The 24,384-nt window shown below is 53.5% G+C and carries 23 protein-coding genes, 2 pseudogenes and 1 riboswitch; of the genes and pseudogenes, 12 read left to right on the top strand and 13 right to left on the bottom strand.

Annotated features, from left to right (window positions below):
- Window positions 1–47: 47 nt before the first annotated feature.
- Entirely contained in the window at window positions 48–1,157 is a 1,110-nt protein-coding gene (gene apbC / locus L462_RS12550; RefSeq protein ID WP_020883218.1) for an iron-sulfur cluster carrier protein ApbC, read from the top strand.
- 94 nt (window positions 1,158–1,251) lie between these two features.
- Here apbC and L462_RS12555 read toward each other — a convergent pair whose 3' ends face one another.
- Entirely contained in the window at window positions 1,252–1,707 is a 456-nt protein-coding gene (locus tag L462_RS12555; protein WP_014170875.1) for a GNAT family N-acetyltransferase, read from the bottom strand.
- Entirely contained in the window at window positions 1,682–2,014 is a 333-nt protein-coding gene (locus tag L462_RS12560) for an RcnB family protein (RefSeq protein WP_008500887.1), read from the bottom strand. Before L462_RS12560 ends, L462_RS12555 begins: the two co-directional genes overlap by 26 nt.
- Before the next feature lie 489 nt (window positions 2,015–2,503).
- On the opposite strand from L462_RS12560, the gene L462_RS12565 reads away from it, so the two are divergent.
- From L462_RS12565 to L462_RS12575, 3 genes are read left to right on the top strand one after another with little or no spacing between them, the layout of a single operon-like run.
- Window positions 2,504–3,643, top strand: a complete 1,140-nt coding sequence (locus tag L462_RS12565) for a polysaccharide export protein (protein WP_032678562.1) — start codon at window positions 2,504–2,506, stop codon at window positions 3,641–3,643.
- A complete protein-coding gene (locus L462_RS12570; RefSeq protein ID WP_020883220.1) occupies window positions 3,643–4,092 on the top strand; it encodes an arsenate reductase/protein-tyrosine-phosphatase family protein in 450 nt (149 codons plus the stop codon). The genes L462_RS12565 and L462_RS12570 overlap by 1 nt, the downstream gene beginning before the upstream one ends.
- Window positions 4,092–6,290 carry a polysaccharide biosynthesis tyrosine autokinase gene (locus L462_RS12575; protein ID WP_032678561.1) on the top strand — a complete coding sequence of 733 codons (2,199 nt, stop codon included), beginning with the start codon at window positions 4,092–4,094 and terminating at the stop codon, window positions 6,288–6,290. Before L462_RS12570 ends, L462_RS12575 begins: the two co-directional genes overlap by 1 nt.
- Here the strand turns inward: L462_RS12575 and L462_RS12580 are convergent.
- Window positions 6,287–7,630 carry an NCS2 family permease gene (locus L462_RS12580; RefSeq protein ID WP_032678560.1) on the bottom strand — a complete coding sequence of 448 codons (1,344 nt, stop codon included), beginning with the start codon at window positions 7,628–7,630 and terminating at the stop codon, window positions 6,287–6,289. The two genes, L462_RS12575 and L462_RS12580, sit on opposite strands and share 4 nt — an antisense overlap.
- Before the next feature lie 20 nt (window positions 7,631–7,650).
- Window positions 7,651–9,429: an adenine deaminase gene (locus tag L462_RS12585; RefSeq protein WP_032678559.1), complete on the bottom strand. Its 1,779-nt coding sequence runs from the start codon at window positions 9,427–9,429 to the stop codon at window positions 7,651–7,653.
- Window positions 9,430–9,551: 122 nt separating this feature from the next.
- Between L462_RS12585 and L462_RS12590 the strand changes: the two genes are divergently transcribed.
- Entirely contained in the window at window positions 9,552–10,472 is a 921-nt protein-coding gene (locus tag L462_RS12590) for a LysR family transcriptional regulator (RefSeq protein ID WP_160890458.1), read from the top strand.
- A 70-nt stretch (window positions 10,473–10,542) separates the two neighbouring features.
- Entirely contained in the window at window positions 10,543–11,058 is a 516-nt protein-coding gene (locus tag L462_RS12595) for a protein disulfide oxidoreductase (protein WP_032678557.1), read from the top strand.
- A 36-nt stretch (window positions 11,059–11,094) separates the two neighbouring features.
- Here the strand turns inward: L462_RS12595 and L462_RS12600 are convergent, their stop codons facing one another.
- Window positions 11,095–12,561, bottom strand: a complete 1,467-nt coding sequence (locus L462_RS12600; RefSeq protein WP_032678556.1) for a pyridoxal phosphate-dependent decarboxylase family protein — start codon at window positions 12,559–12,561, stop codon at window positions 11,095–11,097.
- An 18-nt stretch (window positions 12,562–12,579) separates the two neighbouring features.
- Window positions 12,580–13,956 carry a diaminobutyrate--2-oxoglutarate transaminase gene (locus L462_RS12605; protein WP_014170865.1) on the bottom strand — a complete coding sequence of 459 codons (1,377 nt, stop codon included), beginning with the start codon at window positions 13,954–13,956 and terminating at the stop codon, window positions 12,580–12,582.
- Window positions 13,957–14,292: 336 nt separating this feature from the next.
- On the opposite strand from L462_RS12605, the pseudogene L462_RS25560 reads away from it, so the two are divergent.
- Both L462_RS25560 and L462_RS12610 read left to right on the top strand, forming a co-directional pair.
- Window positions 14,293–14,439 (top strand): annotated as a pseudogene (locus L462_RS25560) (integrase); the annotation flags it as partial.
- A 142-nt stretch (window positions 14,440–14,581) separates the two neighbouring features.
- The gene (locus L462_RS12610) at window positions 14,582–14,896 is read left to right on the top strand and encodes a hypothetical protein (protein ID WP_032679717.1); all 315 of its coding nucleotides are present in this window, start codon (window positions 14,582–14,584) and stop codon (window positions 14,894–14,896) included.
- Here L462_RS12610 and L462_RS0123585 read toward each other — a convergent pair.
- Window positions 14,893–15,551, bottom strand: a pseudogene (locus L462_RS0123585) (DUF4225 domain-containing protein). The gene L462_RS12610 and the pseudogene L462_RS0123585 overlap by 4 nt on opposite strands.
- A gap of 3 nt (window positions 15,552–15,554) precedes the next feature.
- On the bottom strand, window positions 15,555–15,701 hold the full coding sequence (locus L462_RS25555) for a hypothetical protein (RefSeq protein WP_236900318.1): 147 nt from the start codon (window positions 15,699–15,701) through the stop codon (window positions 15,555–15,557).
- 81 nt (window positions 15,702–15,782) lie between these two features.
- Between L462_RS25555 and L462_RS12615 the strand changes: the two genes are divergently transcribed.
- Window positions 15,783–16,463, top strand: a complete 681-nt coding sequence (locus L462_RS12615; protein WP_032678554.1) for a RipA family octameric membrane protein — start codon at window positions 15,783–15,785, stop codon at window positions 16,461–16,463.
- 122 nt (window positions 16,464–16,585) lie between these two features.
- Here the strand turns inward: L462_RS12615 and L462_RS12620 are convergent, their stop codons facing one another.
- A complete protein-coding gene (locus L462_RS12620) occupies window positions 16,586–17,080 on the bottom strand; it encodes a YrhA family protein (RefSeq protein ID WP_032678553.1) in 495 nt (164 codons plus the stop codon).
- Between the two features lie 18 nt (window positions 17,081–17,098).
- Window positions 17,099–18,241, bottom strand: coding sequence for an HNH endonuclease signature motif containing protein (locus L462_RS12625; protein ID WP_032678552.1), 1,143 nt, complete (start codon window positions 18,239–18,241; stop codon window positions 17,099–17,101).
- A 388-nt stretch (window positions 18,242–18,629) separates the two neighbouring features.
- Window positions 18,630–18,727: riboswitch (TPP riboswitch) on the top strand.
- A 35-nt stretch (window positions 18,728–18,762) separates the two neighbouring features.
- Between L462_RS12625 and thiM the strand changes: the two genes are divergently transcribed.
- From thiM to L462_RS12640, 3 genes are read left to right on the top strand one after another with little or no spacing between them, the layout of a single operon-like run.
- On the top strand, window positions 18,763–19,533 hold the full coding sequence (gene thiM, locus L462_RS12630; protein ID WP_032678551.1) for a hydroxyethylthiazole kinase: 771 nt from the start codon (window positions 18,763–18,765) through the stop codon (window positions 19,531–19,533).
- Complete coding sequence (thiD, locus tag L462_RS12635; RefSeq protein ID WP_032678550.1) at window positions 19,530–20,330, top strand: bifunctional hydroxymethylpyrimidine kinase/phosphomethylpyrimidine kinase; 801 nt, start codon at window positions 19,530–19,532, stop codon at window positions 20,328–20,330. The genes thiM and thiD overlap by 4 nt, the downstream gene beginning before the upstream one ends.
- A 42-nt stretch (window positions 20,331–20,372) precedes the next feature.
- Window positions 20,373–21,119, top strand: a complete 747-nt coding sequence (locus tag L462_RS12640) for a GntR family transcriptional regulator (RefSeq protein ID WP_014170861.1) — start codon at window positions 20,373–20,375, stop codon at window positions 21,117–21,119.
- On the opposite strand, the gene L462_RS12645 is transcribed toward L462_RS12640, so the two are convergent.
- Genes L462_RS12645 through L462_RS12655 form a run of 3 tightly spaced genes read right to left on the bottom strand, consistent with a single transcriptional unit; the run spans window position 21,093 to window position 24,321 of the window.
- Complete coding sequence (locus tag L462_RS12645) at window positions 21,093–22,046, bottom strand: PfkB family carbohydrate kinase (protein WP_032678549.1); 954 nt, start codon at window positions 22,044–22,046, stop codon at window positions 21,093–21,095. The genes L462_RS12640 and L462_RS12645 overlap by 27 nt on opposite strands.
- Window positions 22,043–23,047 carry an ADP-ribosylglycohydrolase family protein gene (locus tag L462_RS12650; protein ID WP_032678548.1) on the bottom strand — a complete coding sequence of 335 codons (1,005 nt, stop codon included), beginning with the start codon at window positions 23,045–23,047 and terminating at the stop codon, window positions 22,043–22,045. The genes L462_RS12645 and L462_RS12650 overlap by 4 nt, the downstream gene beginning before the upstream one ends.
- On the bottom strand, window positions 23,044–24,321 hold the full coding sequence (locus tag L462_RS12655; protein ID WP_025203667.1) for a nucleoside permease: 1,278 nt from the start codon (window positions 24,319–24,321) through the stop codon (window positions 23,044–23,046). Before L462_RS12655 ends, L462_RS12650 begins: the two co-directional genes overlap by 4 nt.
- Window positions 24,322–24,384 lie beyond the last annotated feature (63 nt).

The following is a 24,384-nucleotide window of genomic DNA, read 5'->3' as shown; positions in this document are numbered from 1 at the left end:
TAAACTTGTTCATCTAAGGTCTTATTCACAAGAACAAAGGAGTCGGGATGAGTTCTCAATCCCAGGCCAAATCACCGGAAGCCTTAAGAGCAATGGTCGCCGGGACGCTGGCTAACTTTCAGCATCCAACCCTGAAGCACAATCTCACCACGCTGAAAGCGTTACACCATGTCGCATGGCTGGACGATACGCTGCACATCGAGTTGCAGATGCCCTTCGTCTGGACCAGCGCGTTCGACGCGCTGAAAGAGCAAACCAGCTCTGAGCTGCTGCGCATTACCGGCGCGAAAGCCATTGACTGGAAGCTGACCCACAGCATCGCCACCCTCAAGCGTGTGAAAAACCACCCGGGCGTTAACGGCGTGAAAAACATCATTGCCGTCAGTTCAGGGAAGGGTGGTGTGGGTAAATCCTCCACGGCGGTAAACCTGGCGCTCGCGCTGGCAGCCGAAGGGGCGAAAGTCGGTATTCTGGACGCCGATATTTACGGACCGTCTGTGCCTAACATGCTGGGCGCGGAAAACCAGCGCCCAACCTCGCCGGATGGCACGCACATGGCACCGATCATGGCCCACGGTCTGGCAACCAACTCCATTGGTTATCTGGTAACTGACGATAACGCCATGGTATGGCGTGGCCCGATGGCCAGCAAAGCGCTGATGCAGATGCTGCAGGAGACAATGTGGCCCGATCTGGATTATCTGGTGCTGGATATGCCGCCGGGCACCGGTGACATTCAGCTGACGCTGGCGCAAAACATTCCGGTCACGGGAGCGGTCGTGGTGACCACCCCGCAGGACATTGCGCTGATCGACGCCAAAAAAGGCATCGTGATGTTCGAGAAAGTGGACGTGCCGGTGCTGGGTATTGTCGAGAACATGAGCATGCATATCTGCAGCAACTGCGGACACCATGAGCCTATCTTTGGCACCGGTGGGGCAGAAAAACTGGCTGCGCAGTATCACACCCAACTGCTTGGGCAGATGCCGCTGCACATCTCGCTGCGTGAAGATCTGGACAGCGGGAAGCCGACGGTCGTCAGCCGTCCGGACAGTGAATTTGCAGAGATGTATCGACAGCTGGCGGGGCGCGTTGCGGCGCAGCTTTACTGGCAGGGCGAAGTCATCCCGAGTGAAATTGCGTTTCGCGCGGTGTGAGTGCTTTAGTCTGAATTGCCGGGCGGCGTTTGCGCCTGACCCGGCCTAAGGAAATAACGTGTTGTAGGCCGGCTCAGCGAAGCGTCACCCGCGTTTAACGCTGTACGTAATGCATTAAAAAGTACTCGCCTTCCGGCGAGTCACCCTTCGCTTCAATATGCCAGCCATGGCGCTGGTAAAAGGCAACAGCCCTGTCATTCTTTACCAGACACTTCAGCGAACCCGTACTGGTGAACGCGTTTTGCACCTGTTCAAGGAGCAAATGACCGACGCCCAGACCTTGATACTGCGGATCGACAAACAGATTGTGCAGGAAATTGTCGTTCGTCCACACCGAAGCAAAACCCAGTCGATGCCCGTCCTGAACGGCCACCCAAATCACTTCATCGCGGGTTGCCGCGTCAAAGTCTTCAAGCTGCCACTCGGAACCGTCCAGCCATGGCCAGGCCTCGCGCCGCGCGTGGAGATAGAGTGTTCGCAAAAAGGGGCGATCGCTCTCCTGCCAGGGCCGGATTAAAATGTCATTAGCGGTGATAGAAGATATCTCCATTGTAGGCTTTGTAGATTTTGCCATCTGCATCGCCAATCAGGACGTAGTTCTCGCCCATATAGGTCCAGTGGGTACCCGCATCCGGGGCCGGCAGGTTACGCAGCTGGTACTGTTTAATGGTGTACTCAGGCGTTTGATACTGCGCCGGTGCGGTGTCGCCAATCTTGAATTTGGTGAAATCAGCGATGAACTCTTGTTCCTCATAGGCTTTAATGCCTGATGGTGCAGCGGCGGTTTGCGGGGCAGAAAACGCGGAACCCGCCAGAGACAGTAATACACCCAGAAGCAGCAATTTACGCTTAGCCATTTTTTCTCCAGTGATATCGTTACAGATACTTTTCGTCTGCGGGTTCATGGAACGCGAGGCAGACGGTCCATTTTAAGTACCAAAGCATGGTGTGTTTGAAAAAAAATGTAACAAAAGTGGACGGTTTTGTGTAGTCGTAATGACGCGTGCAGTATCACTACAGCCAATATTTCCCGAGTTTGATATTTCCAATATTTATTATTTCATTAATCAATTCTGAAAATACCTTCTCACTTCGCAAATGGACTGTTCAACGCATGCTTTCCCACGTAAGAACATTTAATATCGCCTCCGTATGACATCAATCTCTTTCCATTTTTTTCAAAAGAATGGGAACGATTTTGCTTTTTTATCACCAGGAAGGGAAACGTTGTCCGTTTTTTGTAATACGTCCGCTAAAACAATAACCCGTTGAAAATTTTAATGTAAATGAATTTATTTTTTATCTGTTTAACAACAAACACAACAATAAAAGAACTTTTTATATAAATGAAAAATACAACGCTATTTTCACTTTTATTTCTTTCAGTCGGCCAGTTAACTGGTTGCGTATTTTCGCCAGGTCAGGATCTCAGCATTACCGGGAAAAAAGTCATGACTGACGGAGATACAAATTATCAGCTCGATCAACACGTGGAAATTTATCCCCTGACCCCGGCGCTCATTGAAAGATTGCGACCGCCTGTCCTCAAATCTCAGGCAAATCCTACTCTGGATGAGCAGGTTAAAAACTGGGAATACCGCATAGGCACCGGCGACATCCTGACGGTCACCGTCTGGGATCATCCGGAATTAACCACGCCCGCAGGGCAGTATCGTACCGCGAGTGACGCGGGTAACTGGGTGAATGCGGATGGAACGCTCTTCTACCCCTACGTCGGAAAACTGCATGTTGCAGGCAAAACGGTCGCGCAGGTGCGTGAAGCAATCACCGCGCAACTGGAGAAGGTCATTGAGAGCCCGCAGGTGGATGTCAGCGTGGCGTCTTTCCGCTCACAAAAAGCCTATGTGACGGGAGAGGTGGCAAAATCTGGCCAGCAACCGATAACCAATATCCCGTTGACGGTAATGGACGCGGTCAACGCCGCAGGTGGGCTTTCAGCGGATGCCGACTGGCGTAACGTGGTCCTCACGCATAATGGCCAGGACGCGCGCCTTTCGCTCTATGCGCTGATGCAGCACGGTGATTTAAGCCAGAATAAGCTGCTGTATCCGGGCGATATCCTCTTTGTTCCGCGTAACGATGCCTTAAAAGTGTTCGTGATGGGCGAGGTGGTGAAGCAGAGCACATTGAAGATGGATCGTAGCGGAATGACCCTGGCGGAAGCCCTGGGGAATGCAGGCGGGCTGGATCAGAATATGGCCGATGCAACCGGGATTTTTGTTATTCGCTCGGTAGCCAAAAAAGGGGCGACGGACAAAATTGCCAATATCTATCAGCTCAATGCGAAGGATGCCTCCGCGATGGTGCTGGGGACGGAATTCCAGCTTGAACCGTATGACATTGTCTACGTCACCACCGCGCCGTTGTCACGCTGGAATCGCGTTATCACCCAGCTGGTACCCACCATCAGCGGTGTCCATGACCTGACCGAAACCGTCCGCTTCATCCGTTCATGGCCGCAATAATGTTCAACTCAATCTTAGTGGTTTGCACCGGCAATATTTGCCGTTCGCCGATGGGGGAGCGGCTGTTGCGACAACAGCTGCCCGGCAGACTCGTGACATCGGCTGGGATTTACGGATTTGAAGGACGCCCGGCGGATGCAACTGCACGGGAGGTGGCCCGGTGTTACGGCGTTTCGCTGGAGGGGCACGTGGCACGCAAGATGACGCGCAGCATGTTGCAAACCTCCGATTTGATTCTGGTGATGGAGCCGGAGCACCTGCGTTTTATTGCCGCTGTGTCGCCCGAATGTCGCGGAAAATCGCTGCTGTTTGGCCAATGGCTGGAAAACAGGGACATTCCCGATCCTTACCGCAAAAGTCGTGAAGCGTTTGAATATGTTTTCGGGCAGCTGGTAAAAGCCAGTCAGGAATGGGCTCGTCGTGTGGGTCAAAAAGGAATGAAGCGTTAATGTCTTCTCATACATCAGACAAATACGGTGCTGCCGCACCGCACAGTAATGAAATCGATCTTATGCAGCTACTTGCTGAGATGATTGATCACCGCATGCTAATCGGGCTGGTCACGCTCCTGTTTACGGTGTGCGCGGGGCTCTACGCGTATAGCGCCACGCCGGTCTACCAGGCGGATGCCCTGGTACAAATAGAAGCAAAGCAGGACAACTCGTTGCTTAAAAGCTTAAGCCAGTTTGGGTCTGACCTTTCACCCGACGCTGAACCTGAACTGTTGCTGCTTAAATCGCGCATGATCCTGGGGGGAACCGTTGATAATCTGGGGCTGACATATCAGGTAAAACAGCGCGTTCTCCCGGTTGTGGGGCGCCTCTGGGAACGTCTACGCGGCAGCAAACCGGGCAACATGACGATAGGTGAGCTTACCCTGCCCCAGCAGGAGGGGAAACCGCAAGCGGTTGTCCTGACCGTGCTGGGGCAGGGCCGGTATCGTCTGGAAGGGGAGACGCTTAAGGCTGACGGTAGGGTTGGCAAACGGCTGGTGAAAGACGGGATCACGCTTCTGGTGACCTCGCTCAGCGCGGAGCCGGGGACCCAATTTACCCTTCAAGCCTTTACCAGGCTTGAGGCAATTAACGCGCTGCAGAAGAGACTTTTTGTCGCGGAATCCGGTAAACAGAGCGGTATGATCACCCTGACGCTGACGGGTGAAGACCCGGACAGGATAGCGGTGGTGCTCAATACGATTGCAGAAAATTATCTCAGCCAGAATATTGCGCGCCAGGAGGCACAGGATTCCCGAAGTCTGGCGTTTTTGCAGGAGCAGTTACCTAAGGTCCGTCACGAACTGGATGAGGCCGAAGCACGACTGAATGCCTATCGGGCGCAGCGCGATTCCGTCGACTTATCCCTTGAGGCGAAGTCCGTACTGGATCAGGTCGTTAACGTGGAAAATCAACTCAACGAACTGACCTTTCGTGAGGCAGAGGTTTCTCAGCTTTTCAAAAAGGATCACCCGACCTATCGCGCATTACGGGAGAAGCGACAAACGCTCGAAGAGGGACGCGCGCGCCTGAACAGCCGGGTTTCATCTATGCCTTCTACCCAGCAGGAAGTGTTGCGCCTGAGCCGTGATGTCGAGTCCGGGCGTACCATTTACCTGCAGCTGCTGACACGCCAACAGGAACTGAACATTTCACGCTCCAGCGCCATCGGCAACGTGCGGATCATTGATACCGCGGTTACGCAACCTGAGCCAATAAAGCCCCGTAAAGCGCTTATTATTCTGCCTGGTGTGCTGCTAGGGCTGATGGTCTCCATGGGTTGGGTGTTGGTTCGTACTACCTGTCGGCGAGGGATCACCTCGTCAGAGCAAATAGAAGAGCAGGGGATGCCGGTTCTGGCGACGCTGCCGCGCTCGGTCTGGCTGTGGAAAAAAACGCATTTGCGCCGAAAGCACTTTTTGGCGCCCCACGGGAAACACAAAACTTCGGATATCCCCTTCCTGCCCACAGACCGGCCAGCGGATATGTTTGTTGAAGCGATGCGTGGACTGCGTACCAGCCTGCACTTCACGATGATGGACGCCTCAAACCAGATCGTGGTGATTACGGGCCCCACGCAGAATTGCGGCAAAACGCTGGTCAGCACGTCACTGGCATCAATAGCGGCTCAGGCCGGAAAGCGGGTGCTCTTTATCGATGCGGATATGCGTAAAGGCTATGTGCATAATCTCTTTAAGCTGAACAACCATCACGGATTATCCGCTGTCCTTGAGGGAAATGTGGCGTGGCAGGAGGCGATCCAGCGCGTTGATAAGGCGGGATTTGATGTTCTGACCTGCGGTCCCCAGCCGTTACATCCCGTGGAGCTGCTCATGGGAGAACGCTTCCAGGAGGTGATGTCGGGGATGAATGCACATTATGATGTTGTTATCGTTGATACACCGCCGGTGCTGGCCGTGACCGATGCGGTGCTGATTGCCAGAGTGGCCGCCACCACGTTACTGGTTGCCCGCTTTGGTAAAACCAACGTGAAAGAGACGGAAAACTGTGTAAAGCGTCTGCAGCAGATGGGTGTGCAGGTGAACGGTGCCATTCTCAATGATATCGTGAAATCTGCGGCGCTGTATTACAGCGCGGGGTATAGCCATTTCGATTACGGCTATACCCCGAAGGAAAAGCGGCGTGAGGGTTAGTGCTTCACCAGCGTGGCGAAGTAATACACCAGGGGAATGGCGAGGATCCAAAGGCCGACGGGGATATCGCGCCATTTCCCGGCAATCGCTTTGATAACGATATAAAACAGCAGCCCGCCCGCAATACCGGTCCCGAAACTGTTGGCAATGAGCGTAATCATCACCATCATCAACACCGGCAAGCCGTCGGTGAAGTTCGCCAGATCAACCTTACGTAAACCGCTAAACATATTCAGCCCGATGAGGATCAGGGCGGGCGCCGTGGCTTCTTTCGGGATCATCAGCGCCACAGGGGTAAACAGCAGCATCAGCAGGAACATTACCGCCGCGGCCAGCGCGGTCATGCCGGTTTTGCCGCCGGCTTCTGCGGCTGCGGACGATTCAATCAGCGCCGTGGCGGCAGGAATGCCTACCCACGGGCCAATCGCGGCGGCAATGGAGTCCACCATAAACGGGCGGTTAATGTTTGGCATATTGCCTTCTTCATCCAGCAGCCCTGCTTCCCCGCCCACCGCCAGCGTTGTTCCCATGGTGGAGAAAAACTCGGAGGCGAAGAAGACAAACAGGAACGGCAGAAAGGCAATATTCAGCGCGCCCAGCATATCGACATGCCCGAGGACGGGAGCGATGGAGTGGGGCACATCGATAAAACTGGCGGGTAATTTCGTGACGCCCATCGGAATACCCACGAGGGTCGCGAGCAGGATAGCCCACAGGATCGCACCCGGAATACGACGAGCCTGCAGGCCGATAGCCAGGAACAGGCCGAGTAACGCCACCAGTGCACCGGGTGATAAAAAATCTCCCAGCATCAGTGCGTTCGTTTTGGCATTCGCCAGCACCAGCCCGGCGTTGCGGAAACCGAGTACGGCGACAAACAGCCCGATGGAGGCCGTCAGCCCCAGCTTGATGGACTGCGGCACCGAGCGGGTCACCACTTCACGCAGGCCAAACCGGGTCAGCAGAAAGAATAAAATCCCCGACCAGCAGGCGATACCCAGACCAATTTGCCAGCCAATGCCTTCACTGCCCGCAAGCGTCACTCCGACCAGCACCGAGCCACCAATTCCTGGCCCGACGATAAACGGCAGGTTGGCGTAAAACGCCATCAGCAGCGTCCCGGCAACGAAGACCAGAATGGTGCCCGTGGTCGCGGCGCCTTTGTCCATTCCTCCCACGGCCAGTAGCCCCGGGATCACCACCAGCAAATAGGCGGCGGCGAGAAAACCAGTGATACCCGCCAGGCACTCGGTGCGCACGGTGCTCCCGCGTGCACGGAGTGCAAAACGACGTTCAAGCCAGCGCCCTGGTGCTGGCGAATTAACGGTATTGTCGGCCATTATCCGGCTCTCCTTCGGTATTATTGTGTGTTGTCCGGGGTTTCCCGGTAAGAAATCAGCGGATCGACAATCTGGCGCGTGCTGCCATCGGTCAGTCCAAGATCGGTCAAATGTGGCCCGGCATTACAGGCAAGGCAGGTTCCTTCGATGGCCTTAAAGACCCGATACGGCGGTTCCCAATCGGCAATCAGACTGCTGCGATCGCGCAGCGTCCTGAACTGCAGCGCCAGCTCGGCAGGTGGCAGTTCCGACAGCATGCCCGCAATCGGCATGGCAACGTGGGCAATCACGTCACCCTGTTGCGCCAGCGCCATGCCACCACCGCTGTTGATAAGCGTATTGGCAGCCAGCGCCATATCGTTCGGATCGCGGCCCAAAACCACCAGGTTGTGAGAGTCGTGCGAGTAGCTGGTGGCAATCGCCCCGCGCAGTTCCCCCCAGCCTTGAAGCAGGGCAATTTGCGGTTTTGCTGCATGACGGGCATGGCGATGCTGAACCCAGATCAGGCTAAAGCCGTCCGGGATCTGCACGCACCCGTTGCGCACCTGCACATCTGTTTCACCCCAGCGGGTAAAGCGCGCGCCGCAGATGTGGCGCAAGCGAGCCACGCCATGGTTCGCGTTGCCAATGCGCATGCAAAAATCATCAGCGGTCAGGGCAGACAACCGTACGGTATCACGCGGCAACGTAAGAGGCGTATCAGCAACAGGTTCGAGCGTTGCCCCGTCCCGGGCAATCAGCTTTCCGGCGACGTAGACCTGGCGCGCCGTCAGTTTATCCAGCGAGTCAAACACCACCAGATCCGCGCGACGCCCGGCGGCAATCAGCCCCAGGTCGTTACGCTGCAGGCGTATGGCCGCATTGAGCGTTGCAAAACGCAGTGCGTCGGTGGCCGCTAATCCATGTTCAATCAGCAGGTTCAGCAGCGCGATGATCCCGCCTTTTTCCATGAGGATGTCTGGCGGAACATCATCGGTACAAACCGTGATGTGAGACGAAAGATGGGGGAGCGTTTTCAGGGCGCTGACAATATCGGGCAGCAGATAAGGGTGCGAACCGCGGATCTCCAGCGTCAGCCCGGCACGCAGTTTTTCCAGCGCATCGTCAGCTGACGTTAACTCATGGTCAGAAGTCACGCCTGCTGCCAGATAAGCCTGTAAATCCGCACCGCTGAGACCGCGGGCATGGCCTTCAATCAGCTTTCCGCTGTCGAGCCCGGCCTGCATAATTTCAAGCATACGCTGGCTGCCATTAAGCACCCCGTGCATGTCCATCACTTCAGCCACACCGCGCACTTCCGGCCAGCCAAGCAGGGTGTTCATCTCGTCTCCGGCAAAATCCGCCCCGGACATTTCCAGGCCGGGCGTTGAGGGCACGCTTGAAGGCGCGGCGACCATCACCTGCAGCGGCAGATTGCGGCTGGCCTCAATGGCAAAACGGACGCCGTCAATGCCCAGCACGTTGGCCAGTTCATGCGGATCCCAGAAGACCGCCGTGGTGCCCTGTGCAAGCACAATCTCCGCGTAGCGGGCGGGCATAAGATGGGAGCTTTCAAGGTGGACGTGGGTATCCATCAGCCCTGGCGACAGAAACTGGTTGTTCAGCGCGTGGGTCTCATGTGCGTCGTTGCGGCTGCCGCGCGGATGGACGCTGGCAATCAGTGATCCCACGATACCAACATCCGCTTCGCGGATCTCACCGGTGACCATATCCACAATACGGGTATCGGTGAGCAGCAGGTCAAAGGGCATTTCGCCTCGTGCAGCCTGAACGGCGCGGCGTCGGGTTTCAGCAGTCATGCAATTAACAGTTCCAGCATCAAAATAATGACGCTACTCTATGCACACGGCAAACGTTTGCCCAGCTGATAAAATTTATCGCCCGATAACCCCGGGTTATTCTGTGACGCGTGTAATGGATAATCATGACGGAACCCTGGCAGCGCTTGCCCGCGCTCTCTCTTCGACAGCTACAGTATTTTGTCACTCTGGCGCAGCTGCGTCATTTTACTGATACCGCCAGCAAACTTGCTATCAGCCAGCCGGCCCTCAGCAGTGCGTTGCGGCAAATCGAGACGGTGCTTGGGGGCAAACTGGTTAACCGGACCGCTTCGGCCGTGACGTTGACGGAGCTTGGCAATGCCATCCTGCCGCACGCGCAGCGGGTGCTCAGCGTGGCGCAGCTTGCGTTTGACGACATGCAGCACATTGTTCAGGCGGGCGGCGAAGGAACGGTGCGTATCGGGTTGATCCCTTCCGTGAGTTCGCTGCTGTTCCCCTTGTTGCCCCGGACGCTCGCGCAGGCTTTTCCCCGCCTCAGGGTGGAATTTCACGATCAAACCAACGATGCGCTGGTGGCCCAGCTGCTGAAAGGGCAGATTGATTTCGGCATTGGTGCGCTCGATAACTCTGTTCCCGACCAGTTGAACGTGTTTCCCTTACAGGATGACCCGTTTGTCGCGGTCATTCACAGCGACGATCCGCTGGCCGCGTCGGCGCACCTGCCCTGGAAGCAACTGGCAGGGCGGGATATCGCCGTGTTCTCAAAAGGCAATATTCAGCGTCTGGTTGCGGCGCTCGCGGAAAGCCACCGTTTGTCGTTGCCGACACGCTATCAGGTGGACTACATCGAAACGTTGTATGGTCTGGTGCGCTCGAAACTCGCCGTGGCGATTTTACCGCAGCTCTATACCACGCACCTCCAGGACCCGCAGCTCAGGGTGGTACATCTTCAACAACCGGCCCTGGCCCGCACGGTGGCGTTAATGCGTGCCCCGCAGCCGCTTCCTCCGCTTATCGAATCCTGCTTTACGCTGATGGCCGACACGTTGCGAACGAAATGACCCGACACTTCTTTACAGCGTGATGGCGCATTGCTCGCTAAGATGACCGTCGATTCATCAAGAGGTCACAATGGAAAACCGCAAATTCAGTCGACTGCGCCGCTGGGCGCGGGAAGGGATCATCTTCTTTCTGCTCGCGCTGGCCGTAATGTGGGGCGTGGATCAATACCGCAAGCCCACACTCCCCGCCAGCTTTAGCGCTGCACCGATGCACAGCATCGACGGAAAGATCCACGATATAACGGCACTCAGCCAGGAACGCCCGCTGCTGATATACGTATGGGCAACCTGGTGCAGCATCTGCCGGTTTACGACGCCCTCGGTCAATACGCTGGCAGAACAGGGTGGCAACGTCGTGAGTATCGCCATGCGTTCCGGCGACGATGCAAAGCTGGCGCGCTGGGTCGACAAGAAACAGCTGGTCATGCCGGTGGTCAACGATGCCAACGGTGCGCTGTCACAGGCGTGGCAGGTGAGCGTAACACCGACGCTGGTGATCGTGTCGAAGGGGGAAGTGGTCAGTACTACTACGGGGTGGACAAGTTACTGGGGAATGAAGCTCAGACTGTGGTGGGCAGGGCTGTAAAGAGAGCCCCTCTTCCGGCGGAAGAGGGGCTGGATATTACTTCGCCAGAACTTCCTGTGCGGTACGCTCAACCAGCGACAGCAGGACTTTAATGTCCTCCAGGGTCACGGTTGGGTTCAGCAGAGTCAGCTTCAGGCAGGTGACGCCGTTATGCTCGGTCACGCCGACGTTAGCACGGCCGGATTCCAGCAGCGCATCACCAATTTTCTGGTTCAACAGGGCGATACCCGCGTCGTCCATCTGTACCTGTCCACGGAAGCGGAACAGTACGCTTGCCAGCTGCGGCTGCATAACCAGTTCCAGAGCAGGCTGCTCTCTCACGTAAGCCGCAACCTGCTGTGCCAGCGTAACACCGTGATCGATGATCGCCGCATATTGTTCCTGACCCAGCGCTTCCAGGCTCATCCACAGCTTCAGCGCGTCGAAACGACGGGTCGTCTGCAGAGATTTGGACACCAGGTTAGGCACGCCAGCTTCTTCATCGAACTCAGAGTTCAGATAGGCCGCCTGATAGCGCATCAGCTCATAGTGGCGCGCTTCTTTGAGCAGGAACGCACCGCAGCTGATGGTCTGGAAGAACTGCTTGTGGAAGTCCAGAGTAACGGAATCCACCAGCTCGATACCGTCCAGGTAGTGACGATACTGCTCAGACATCAGCAGCGCGCCGCCCCAGGCCGCATCAACGTGTACCCAGATATTCTGTTTCGCCGCCAGTTCAGCAATGGCACGCAGCGGATCGATTGCACCTGCATCGGTAGTACCGGCAGTGGCAACAATCGCCAGGATCTGCTCGCCGTTAGCATTGCACTGCTCAATTTTCGCTGCCAGATCGTTGAGATCCATGCGCGAAAATTCATCCGTTTTCACCTGCACGACGGACTGGTAGCCCAGACCCATCAGCGCCATGTTCTTCTGCACGGAAAAATGTGCGTTTTCAGAGCACAGCACGCGGATTTTACGCAGATCGCCAACCAGGCCGTCCTGCTGAACGGAATGACCCTGACGCGCGAAGAACGCATCACGGGCCAGCATCAGACCCATCAGGTTGCTCTGCGTGCCGCCGCTGGTGAACACACCGGCGTCGCCAGCCTGATAACCCACGCGGGTACGCAGCCATTCGATCAGCTTGATCTCAATGATGGTTGCGGACGGGCTTTGATCCCAGGAGTCCATGCTCTGGTTAGTGGCGTTAATCAGCACTTCCGCTGCCTGGCTAACCACCAGGCTTGGGCAGTGCAGGTGCGCCACACACTGCGGGTGATGAACGGACAGGCTGTCTTTCAGGAAGAACTCCACGGCGCGTTCAATCGCCGCTTCGTTGCCCAGCCCTTTCGGGTTGAAATCCAGCTTAATACGGTCGCGCAGTTCCGCGACCGTTTTGCCCTGATACATCTCAGGCTGTTTCAGCCACTGCATCACAGCCTGAGTGCTTTGTTCAATCGCCTGCTGGTAAGCTTCAATGCTCTGTGCAGAGGAGAACAAAATTGGGTTTGAATCTGACATCGTGTTCAACAACTCCGGTTACGCCGGGCGAACGCCCGCAGCAAGCAGTGCCTGCTCGAATTTATCCAGGAAGACTTTCAGCTCATCATCGCTGATCAGCAGGGAAGGCAGCAGACGCAGAACAATACCGTTGCGGCCACCGCGTTCCAGAATCAGGCCGGCTTCGAAGCACTTCTTCTGAATCAGTGCAGACAGCTCGCCATCACCCGGGTAGCAACCCATGTGGTCTGCCGCTTCGTGTGGCTTAACGATCTCAATCCCGATCATCATGCCCAGGCCGCGAACGTGGCCGATAACCGGATAGCGTTTCGCCATTTCGTTCAGCTGGCCTTTCAGCCATTCGCCCTGTGCGGCCACTTTGCCCGCGATGTTCTGGTCTTTCAGGATTTTCAGCGTTGTCAGACCGGTTGCCATTGCCAGCTGGTTACCGCGGAAGGTACCGGTGTGGTGGCCTGGTGCCCACGCGTCGAACTGTTTTTTGATGCCGAGTACCGCCAGTGGCAGACCGCCGCCAACCGCTTTAGACATCACGATGATGTCTGGCTCAATGCCCGCGTGTTCGAAGGCGAAGAATTTACCGGTACGGGCAAAGCCAGCCTGAACTTCGTCGAGGATCAGCAGAATGCCGTGTTCCTGAGTCACTTTACGGATGCGCTGCAGCCACTCAACCGGAGCCGGGTTAACGCCGCCTTCACCCTGAACGGCTTCAAGGATCACTGCCGCAGGTTTACGCACGCCGCTTTCAACGTCGTTGATCAGGTTTTCGAAATAGTAGGTCAGCGCTTTCACACCCGCCTCACCGCCGATACCCAGTGGGCAACGGTACTGGTGTGGGTAAGGCATGAACTGCACTTCTGGCATCATACCGTTAACCGCTTCTTTCGGAGACAGGTTGCCGGTAACGGCCAGTGCGCCGTGAGTCATACCGTGGTAACCACCAGAGAAGCTGATGATACCGCTACGACCGGTCACTTTTTTCGCCAGTTTCAGCGCCGCTTCAACGGCGTCAGCACCGGATGGACCGGTGAACTGCAGGCAGTACTCTTTGCCCTGACCAGGCAGCAGAGAGAGCAGATATTCTGAGAACGCGTCTTTCAGAGGCGTAGTCAGATCCAGAGTATGTAACGGCAAGCCGCTGGTAATGACATTTTGGATGCTTTTCAGCACATCAGGATGGTTATGTCCAAGCGCAAGGGTGCCTGCGCCTGCTAAACAGTCAAGGTATTCTTTATTGTCTGCATCGGTGATCCACACGCCTTCTGCTTTAGTGATTGCTAAAGGCAGTTTGCGCGGATAACTCCTGACGTTAGATTCAAACTCGGCCTGACGGGCCAGATAGGTTTCGTTGCTTTTGTGGGCATCTACGGTGTCAATACGGACTTTATCCGTCATCATATCACTCCTACAACCGCCGCTTCGTTATGAGCAACGATTGAATAAAAAGTTAAAAAACAGATGGGGGCCTGAAAAAAACGCCGCCAATATAGAGCCTTTTGTCACGAGGCTCAATGGTTAATTTGTTTACTGTTTTATGACATGCGGTACGGGGGAGGGAATATCCTCATTTTAAGAATAAAAATTGCGCTTTATGCCAAACAAAAACAGCCGGTTACGCGTATTTTGTCAGGACTGTAAAAAGAGAGAAAAGTGTGTGACAAATCGTGCCATTGAGGGACGTTAAGGGGGGCAGATAGCCCCTTTAAGCGCATTATCTCGACATTACCTGCAAAATATTTAGCTGGCTGGGTTGGTAGCCTGGCACACTTGCAACAGGTGGTAGGACATGAGAAAAGCGGTTCAGGGATTACAAGACGCTTTTTGCACACTTTTCCTTTATGTTCAGTTTGTTACGTGATTCATGGTTTGGACTGGTTGTAACGTCTTGGTACTTAGGGCTAAGGAAAGGGGCGGTAGAGTCTGCCGCAAAGTTTCGGCTGGATTGCTGTAAAGTTCATCAGTATGATTGCTGACTCAAGCAGGGATTGAGAAACCATTTATGGTAGACAAGGGTCGATACGATATGAAAGTGACTGATGAGGCTTTGTTACGTTCTGGTTTTACGCAGCCCGAATTGCAGAAGATAAAATGCAATATTGAAAAATATGGAGGAACGCTTGGAGAGGCCATAAATGACCTCGCTAGACGATTTGTTACCTTGGCGGGAGTGGTGAGTGCGTGTACCTTTGTCCTATTGCTACTTGTCGTCTTCAGCTCACCTGACAGAGCAATTGCATGGGGGCTGGCGATGGTCTTTGGGGTTGCCATTATGTCCTTCGCACAGCCTCCGGTAATTTCCTATAAATCCTGGCGTTACCGTAAAACCATCAAGGATTAACTGGTTCCATTTTCTGTTGTCAAAAGGTCGAAAATCACTTTTGCTTTAACACCATAACCGACAATCTTCATTGTTAACTTAGGGGGGCTCATTGTACTGACTTTGCGATAGTAATCGTGTGGAAGCCAGCGGAATAATCTCCAGGCTCCGGTTTTTCGAGCGAGTCCAGCTATGCTGTACACACCGGCAGCAAGAGTAACACCATTATAGAGAGCCAGGCCCGTGTTAGGATTAAATCCCATAAACTGGGCCGTATGCATCGCAGAGTCAGCAATAATACCTTGCGAGGGTTTATGTCCTGCTGGCTGATCAAAGTTGAGCACTTCTTTCGTTAATCCGTTCATTCCATCGGCAATCAAGACTGCCCCAGCCAGCATACCAATCGGCCCCATAGTGGATAACATCATAAAGCCACCAAAGAGAACCACGCCTGATAGAACCACATTTACAGCTGATATAACATAACCAACGATTTTATTATTTTCTCGAACAAATTCTATCTTCGCGTAAAGCTGTGCGGACTTGGTTCTTAACAGACGCTCATGTTCAATAGATTGTGTGTTTCAGCACGCAGATTTTTGATGCATACAATGCATTCTTCATCGGTTATAGCTCGTCGTGCTGTTTCAAATTCTTTCTCTACAACCTGTTTTATCTCTTAAACAAACTTGATACGAGTTATCCCATCTTGCAAATAGAATGCTGACAGCCGATTTGCTGTTTCGACGAGTTTCCGGGCTTCCAGATTCACCATGGTATCTGACCATGTTCTGTTCCAGCCCCTGTTGAGCAGCGTGATATCCATAAAGATTCCTTCCCAAAAACTCGCTTTCATGTCATAGCTATGCTGTTATTTTGTGTAGGTTATAACGGATAAGGGCTTACCATGCAATCCATTACAAATGAAAAAGACAATTCATTACAAAACAATCACTTCCAAAAAAATATCGATTATTTTGCCGCAATATTAGGTGAAGAAGTTTATAAACAATCAGCTCCAACAGAGAAACAATTAACTATATTAAGTGAAGCATATAAGCAAACGCTGGATACAAGAAAATTTGAGATTGAATTATACTGGAAAAGGGCTACTTTTATGTGGCCTGTAAATGGAGCATTACTTGTTCTTATTGGTATATTTGCAAAACTATTTTATGATGCCCCACTTGAGAAGCGGACAGAATACTTTTTAGCAATATCAGTTATTTCTTTATTAGGATACCTGATTTCCATGATTAGTAGTGGTATTTCTCAAAGCGGGAAGTACTGGCAAGAAAACTGGGAGTACCATTTAGATATGCTTGAGCCTTTCTTTTGTGGACATCTTTTTAAAACTCATATTTCACGCCGCCCTCAGCCATATTCAATATCTGAATTACAAGATACAGTCAATCTAATATTGATATTGTTATGGGTTCTTATTCTTACTTCTTCAGCAACCCAAACACCATTCTCTACCTGGCAGCAACTTACAGTTTTAGTATTTTCTTTTATATTGATTACCTACAAGTTAAAATACAACCCTTTCAGCAAGAAAAAATGGAACATAAAGCAGAGAGAGGTATAGTCTTCCATAGTTAGTCTGGAATGGTTGCCAGTAAATGTAATAAAGCGAAGTTCATGTTTTTATTTTAGGAAAGCCCCCTGTGCAACGTTTAATCAATAGGGGGCGGTTTACAGAGATAGTACTTACTTGACTGCTTCAAGTATTTCTTTTAGAAAATCATAGAAATTGTCAAATGATCCAAATACACTTTCTGTAGATATATTATCCCTAATTTCAAATAGATTGGATTTAGTGTCATATGTGAATAATGATATGCTATTTTCACCTATTACTAATCTTTCTGCAAGATCAGGATCTATAAAATCTTCATTATCTCTATAGAAATCATTCATTACAAATAGATTTTTAACTAATGGTTCAGGGGTAGACAAACTGAATAGAGTAAGACCGTCATATTCAAATCCGTCCATATACTCTAAAAATGTGATGTAGTCGGGTTGGTTGGAAAATAAAACACACAGTTCGTCTACTAAATTTTCTAACATTGGTGTTGTAGTTGAATCAGGTTTTCTGTTCAAAATACTATTAAGAAATGATTTCCCAATTGGGTCTTGAACTGGATACTCCCACTTAATCATTTCACTTTTCAGTTCTGCAAGAATGTTTTCTATTTTCATTTTCTTGATTCCATAAAGTTATTTAAGTGGGTAAATTGAACCAGTAGGTATTGCCCACGGTGTTACTCTACTTTCCCCTGGTACTAAATTTTTAACTGCTGACCTCTGCATGTTTGTAAAAATCTTATGAAATGGTTCCTTTTCGATTAACACTAAGTTCTTAAAAGAATTAGTACCACCATCATCTAATGGAAGTTTGTGGTGAACATCCCATCCATCTGGAGACTTCCCACTATTCATCCTAAGTAACTGTGATGGTGAAAAAATATTAGCTGCATCAGGAGTAGCAGCAATTTCTTTAACAAATTTCTTTCTTACTGTGCTATCGAATTCTTTTCTTAATAATGCTGCTTCTGCTGGATTTCTTTTAGTATAATTAATATCGGTAACTGTAATTCCATTAACTAATCTGGATTCACCTCTGAGTTTCCCCAGATAGCTTGTCATTTCATCATATAGTTGTGGGTTAGGTCGTTTCGCTAACAGAATGGAAGCCGCCGCAATAGCTGTACCTGCTGTTTGCTCATTCAGTACTTGATCATATCCCTTAACAGCGTCTCCACCTAACTGCTCTGCTGTTTTCCTGAAGCCCTCAACATTACCATTGTAGACACCGCCAGCCGCCAGTAGGCGTCCTGCGGCCTTGCTGTTAATCGTCTGGTATGTCGGCTCAGAAGCTGGTGCTGATGTTCCACCGGAGAAAGATAGTAAAAACGAAGTTGGGCGGGGCTTTCCTGAACAGTAGTACCTGCATCCTACAGAACTCCTGTATTCTTTCAGGATCTGTTCAGCACCATTCATTTCAAACGCCTGGTACTTCTTACAGATAAGCTGACCTTGGTCGTCGATATAGAAAAGCTCTCCAGGGGAACCATAGCGGTCTAACATCACGATTTCACCTCTGAAGACAAGGTATCTCAGGCGTCTTTCAGTATTGAACCCATAGGTATGATTGTTTTGGTAAGCATAGCTACGTGAATATGACGGGCGAGGTCTTAGCCCTTCAACGTGATAATGATCGCGATATCTGTCATCGAACTCGTATTCCTGCCTGATGTAATCCCATGTAACAGAAGGACGGGTTATCAGTTCATACTTCTCTGGTTCAAGGTTATCCCTTGAAAGGTAGAACAAGTTAAACCCCGGCAGACTAAAACTCATAACCAGCTCCTTTTGGTAACGGTTTTTGCATTTTATAACCAGAGAACACTGAAAACAAATGATTGCGTCTCAGCATCATTCATTATGAAAAAGGCCGCTTACGCGACCTTTTTTAACACAGCAATCATTGAGAGCGATCGAGTACCATGTACGCAGGCTCGCACATTTAATCTGACGCCGTATATATATCGATTGATATTGATTATAGAGATTGTGATGGTGGATCAGGTCAGAAGTTGATTTGAAAAGTATTAAGTTCTATTGTTTTCCTATGAGGTACAAAATGGGGTACAAGGTGAGGTACAGCGTGAAGATGTAATATTCGTAAGATCAATCTTGTATCAGCACGTGACTTGGCGTAACCTACTAATTGATAAAGAAATGTAATCTTCATGACTCGGGGTGCCCTTCTTAAATGAAGGCTGAGAAATACCCGTATTACCTGATCTGGATAATGCCAGCGTAGGGAAGTCAGATGCCTTCCCGGTCATCGCTTCTTCACGCACGGCAGGAGCGATACCATGCAGCCTGACCTGCTCGATTTACACGTTTTACATCAGTTTCGAACCCGTTCCCCGCTTACCCACTGTATGACCAACGATGTGGTACAGACCTTTACGGCCAATGTGTTACTGGCGCTTGGCGCTTCTCCGGCTATGGTGATTGAAGCCGAAGAGGCCGAGCAGTTTGCCGCGCTCGCAGATGCCCTGCTGATAAACGTCGGGACGCTGACGGCGCCGCGCGCCCAGTCGATGCGCCGGGCGATTGAGCGTGCAGTGGCAGCAGGGAAACCCTGGACGCTTGACCCGGTTGCCGTAGGGGCGCTGACGTTCCGCACCCGTTTTTGCCACCAAATCCTCGCCCTGAAACCGGCGGCCATTCGCGGCAATGCCTCGGAAATTCTCGCCCTTGCCGGGATGAGTGCGGGCGGGCGCGGCGTCGATACCACCGACACGGCGGCAACTGCGCTGCCTGCCGCGCAGGCGCTGGCTCGCCAGACGAATGCCATTGTGGTGGTCACCGGTGAACGGGATTACGTCACAGACGGGCAGCGCACCCGCACGGTCGTGGGCGGTGACCCGATGATGACCCGCGTGGTGGGAACGGGATGCGCGCTCTCGGCAGTCGTGGCGGCGAGCTGCTCGCTTCCCGACGACCGGCTGGACAACATCGCCGCCGCTTGCGGATGGATGAAACGTGCCGGATCGGCAGCCATCGCCCGGTCCGGTGGTCCCGGCAGTTTTGCCAGCGCGTTCCTCGACGCGCTCTACACTCTGGAGGAACGGGTATGAATCGGATTAACGCCCTTACCATTGCCGGTACCGACCCAAGCGGCGGCGCGGGCATTCAGGCTGATTTGAAAACTTTCTCTGCACTCGGGGCGTACGGCTGCTCGGTGATTACCGCGCTGGTGGCGCAAAATACGCGTGGCGTGCAGTCGGTTTACCGCATTGAGCCGGACTTTGTCGCCGCACAGCTGGATTCGGTTTTCAGCGATGTGCGAATCGACACCACCAAGATTGGGATGCTGGCCGAGACCGACATTGTTGAAGCGGTGGCAGAACGGCTTAAACGTTACCAGGTGCAAAATGTGGTGCTGGATACCGTGATGCTGGCAAAAAGCGGTGACCCGCTGCTGTCCGCCTCCGCCGTCGAGACGCTGCGAAATAAGCTGCTGCCGCAGGTGGCGCTTATCACGCCTAATCTGCCTGAAGCTGCTGCGCTGCTGGATGCGCCGCACGCGCAGAATGAGCGCGAAATGAAAGAGCAGGGGAATGCGCTCCTGGCGATGGGCTGCGGCGCCGTGCTGATGAAAGGTGGTCATCTTGATGATGAAGAAAGCCCTGACTGGTTGTTTACCCACGACGGTGCGCTGCGTTTCACGGCCCCGCGGGTACAGACCAAAAACACCCACGGGACCGGCTGCACGCTCTCTGCCGCGCTGGCGGCTTTGCGCCCCCGTCGTGACAACTGGGGGGATACGGTCCGCGACGCTAAAATCTGGCTCTCCGAAGCGCTGGCAAAAGCCGATACTCTCGAGGTTGGTCACGGTATTGGTCCGGTACACCATTTTCATGCCTGGTGGTAAGCCGTATACTGGCAACACACACCAGGCCTGAGAAAAACAGAGATGGAACAAGCGCATACCCGGTTAATCGACCAACTGAATGAACGCATTGCCGCCCCGGACAACACGCCGCTGTATCTGAAATTTGCCGAAACGGTAAAAAACGCGGTACGCAACGGGGTGCTGGAGCATGGGAATATACTGCCCGGCGAGCGCGATCTCAGTCAGTTAACCGGCGTGTCGCGCATTACCGTGCGCAAAGCGATGCAGGCTCTGGAAGCCGAGGGCGTAGTGACGCGCGCCCGCGGCTACGGGACGCAAATCAATAACATCTTTGAATACTCGCTCAAGGAAGCGCGCGGTTTTTCTCAGCAGGTGGTGCTGCGCGGCAAAAAGCCCAACACGCTGTGGGTGAATAAACGGGTGGTGAAATGCCCGGAAGAGGTGGCCAGCCAGCTGTCAGTACCGCCGGAGAGCGAGGTCTTTTTGCTTAAGCGCATCCGCTATGTGGATGATGACGCCGTATCGATTGAGGAGTCCTGGGTGCCGGTAGGGTTGATTCACGATCCGGATGCAATTGGGATTTCCCTGTATGACTACTTCCGTAGCCAGAATATCTTCCCGCAACGCACCCGCTCACGCGTCAGTGCCCGCATGCCGGACAGCGAGTTTCAGACGCATATCCGCATGGATGACAAAATCCCGGTGCTGGTGATCAAGCAGGTTGCACTTGATCAGCAGAACCGGCCCATTGAGTTCAGCATCAGCTACTGCCGTAGCGATTTATACGTCTTTGTGTGCGAGGAGTAACGCCTCGCGTCCTGGCGCACAGTCGCCGCCGCGGTGGCTAACGACCCAGGCCGCCACTGCATTGCCAAGCGTAACGGCATCAGCCAGCGACCATCCTGCCGCCAGCCCGGCAAGCGTGCCACCGGCGTGGCTGTCGCCCGCACCGATCGTGTCGACGACGGTTGCGGGAAACGCCGGAACGTAGCCCGATTTATCACCCTCATACCAGGCGGCACCGTCTTTATCGTGGCGAATAATCAGCGCAGAACTAAACCGCTGTAGCCACTGCGGGCCGAGTGTTTCAGCTTCCATGCCAAATCGTCCCGCTGCCATCTCCGCTTCCTGGCGATTAAGCGATACCATCGGCTTACAGGCCATGATCCGCGCCATCAGCGCATCAGGAATATCGGCAATGCGCGGCCCAAAGTCGATAAACGCGGTAACGTTTTCCAGGCCTTCCAGCCAGGCCGTCAGACGCTCTCCGCACGGTGACGCCAGCTGATAGCCTGAGAGGTAGACCAGGCTTTCAGGCGGCACGTGCAGCGCATCCAGCCAGCGCTGTTGCCACTGGTTCTCCACGCCGCTAAACGACATAAAGGTCCGCTCACCGTCCGGTTCGACCAGCGCCAGACACCAGCCGTTGTCGCCCGTTTCTACTTCGACGACGCTGTGCAGATCCTGTTTGGCCATGGCGTTACGGATGATGTCTGACCACACTCCGTGACCGACGGGGAGCGCGTTTTGCGCGGCGATCCCGAGCCGTTTCAGCGCAATAGCAATATTCAGCGCACAGCCGCCGATATTGACACCCTGTTGTTTGAGTTCGATATCACACCCGCGCCAGGGCAGGGCATAGGCGTCGGCGATCACGTCGATGACCGCAGCACCCAACACCGTGACCGGGCGAGTGGCGTGCAGTGTTTCAAGGCGTGCAGCAAAAGCACTCATACGCCCTCCCTTTGCTCCCGGAAGTGCAGCAGTTTTTCACAGTAGTGGTTAAAGTCGAGGCGGTTTACGGCGTCGAGTTCCTCCTTGTACGCCGGGTCAATCGCCTGTACGCCGTGAAGCGCACCGCAGATTGCCGTCGCCATCGCGCCGATGGTGTCCGTATCACCGCCGAGGTTGGCGCACAAAATGGCGCAGCGGTTCGGGTCGGTGCCTGCCAGTTCGACCATCGCAATCGCCGCTGGAACCGACTCAAGCGTGCTGGTGCCCGCGCCAATAAGCTGGTAAACCTGCTCGCTGGCGGAATCGATGCCGTTGGCTTCACGCACGGTCTTAAGGGCGAGCTCAATCCGTGCCGCCAGCGATGCGCTGAAGGTGGTTGTTTTCGCTTCCTGTGCGTAGCGGGCAACACCTGGCAGGGCATCGACGATGTTCTGCCAGCGTTCACCGTCAATGGCACGCGACACCGCCCAGGCAATCACCACCGCGCCGGCAATCGCGAGGTCGGATTTATGGGTCGGGCTGGAGGCCAGCGCCACCTCTGCGACAAAGTGCTCCAGACGCGTGGCCGGCAGCAGGCAGCCCAGCGGAGAGGCGCGCATCGCCGCACCGTTGGTGACGCCGTTGTTTTCCAGTTCACTGACCGGCTTGCCGTCACGAATAGCGTTAAGCGCAATCTTCGATGTCGGACCTAACACATTCTTGTTAAACGCATCGAACGATTCCGCCCAGTGCAGAATATGTTTGCCGATAACATCTGCGTTGATCTGCCCGTCGCATTCGATAATCGCATCCGCCAGGCATAACGCCATTGACGTATCGTCGGTGAATTCTGCCTGCTTAAAATAGCAGGCGGCGTTATTTTCAGCCGGTCCGGGTAAAAAACGGTCGATCCAGCCGAAGTGCGCTTTGACGCGCTTTCTCGGCCAAAGCTCCGACGGCATGCCCATCGCATCCCCTAACGCTTGCCCGTAAAGGGCACCGAGAATACGTTCTTGTTTCATTTAACTTCCCCTCGTGTCAGCGCGGTATCGCCTTCAACCACCTCAATTGCGGTGATCTCTTTGTCCGATTCGCGGAAAAACAGCATAAACAGCACGGCGATCACGGCAATCATGATCCCTCCGAATGCCCACATTCCGGCCCAGTTGAAGGTCAACCCATTCACCGGCTCTTTGTATGCGAACATTTTTTCCATCATCACGCCGCCCAGGCGGTAACCTAACAGGCTACCAAACCCCTGACAGCACAGCGTAATCAGGCCTTGTGCGGCGGTGCGCATATGCACCGGCGCTTTTTTATCCACGTAGATATACGCGGTCACATAGTAGAAGTCGTAGCTCACGCCATGCAGCAGAATGCCGAGGAACAGCAGGGCATAGGTGAAGTACTGGTCGGCACCACCGTAAACAAAGAAGCCATAGCGGATGGCGGCGGTGAGCAGGCCCAGCAGCAAGACCTTCTTAATACCAAAGCGTTTGGTGAAGAACGGCAGCGCCAGCATAAAGAAAATTTCGGAGAACTGGCCGAGCGTCATCCAGCCGGTGGCGTTTTTCATCCCCACTTCGGTGAGATAGCCGTTGGCAAAGATGTAATAAAAGGCCAGCGGCATTGCGAACAGAAATGAGCAGAAGAAGAACACCAGGAAGTTTTTATCGCGCAGCAGGATCAGCGCATCCAGCCCGAGCATGACTTTGAAATCCATCTTGCCGGTACTCTTCGGCGGGGTGTTCGGCAGGAACAGCGCAAAGACACCGAGCAGGGCGGAGCTCCCCGCCGTCATCAGCAGCGGAATATTGGTATCGGAAATGTCGTTATAGCCCATCATCTGCGGCAGGAAACCGCACGCCAGTCCCGAGGCGATCCAGCCGAGGGTGCCCATCACGCGGATACGCGGGAAATCAGCCTCCACATCATCCACATTGGCGAAGGCAATACTGTTGGTCAGCGCAATGGTCGGCATATAGGTCAGGGAGTAAACCAGCAGCAGCGGGAAAAAGGTGCTGAACTGGGTTTGCTGTGCGGCGAAGTACATCACAATGGCACCGGCGAACATCAGTACGGCCAGTACTTTCTGCGCAGCGAAAAAGCGGTCGGTCAGTGAACCCACCAGAATGGGGGAGAGGATCGCGGCAATCGCGGTACAGGCATAAGACCAGCCAATTTCCCCGGCGGTAAAACCGCTTTTGCTCAGCCACAGCCACAGCGGTACAAACCACGCGCCCCAGATAAACCATTCAACAAACATCATGAATGACAGTTGGACTTTCGTTTTCATTGTTTAATCCTGCATGTCAGAGAGGGTACGCCTTTAACATACCACTTAATAATACCTTTTAAA

It is taken from the genome of Enterobacter sp. BIDMC 26 (assembly GCF_000534435.1).
Lineage (GTDB): Bacteria > Pseudomonadota > Gammaproteobacteria > Enterobacterales > Enterobacteriaceae > Enterobacter > Enterobacter ludwigii.
This window is presented reverse-complemented; position numbering and strand designations above follow the sequence as displayed.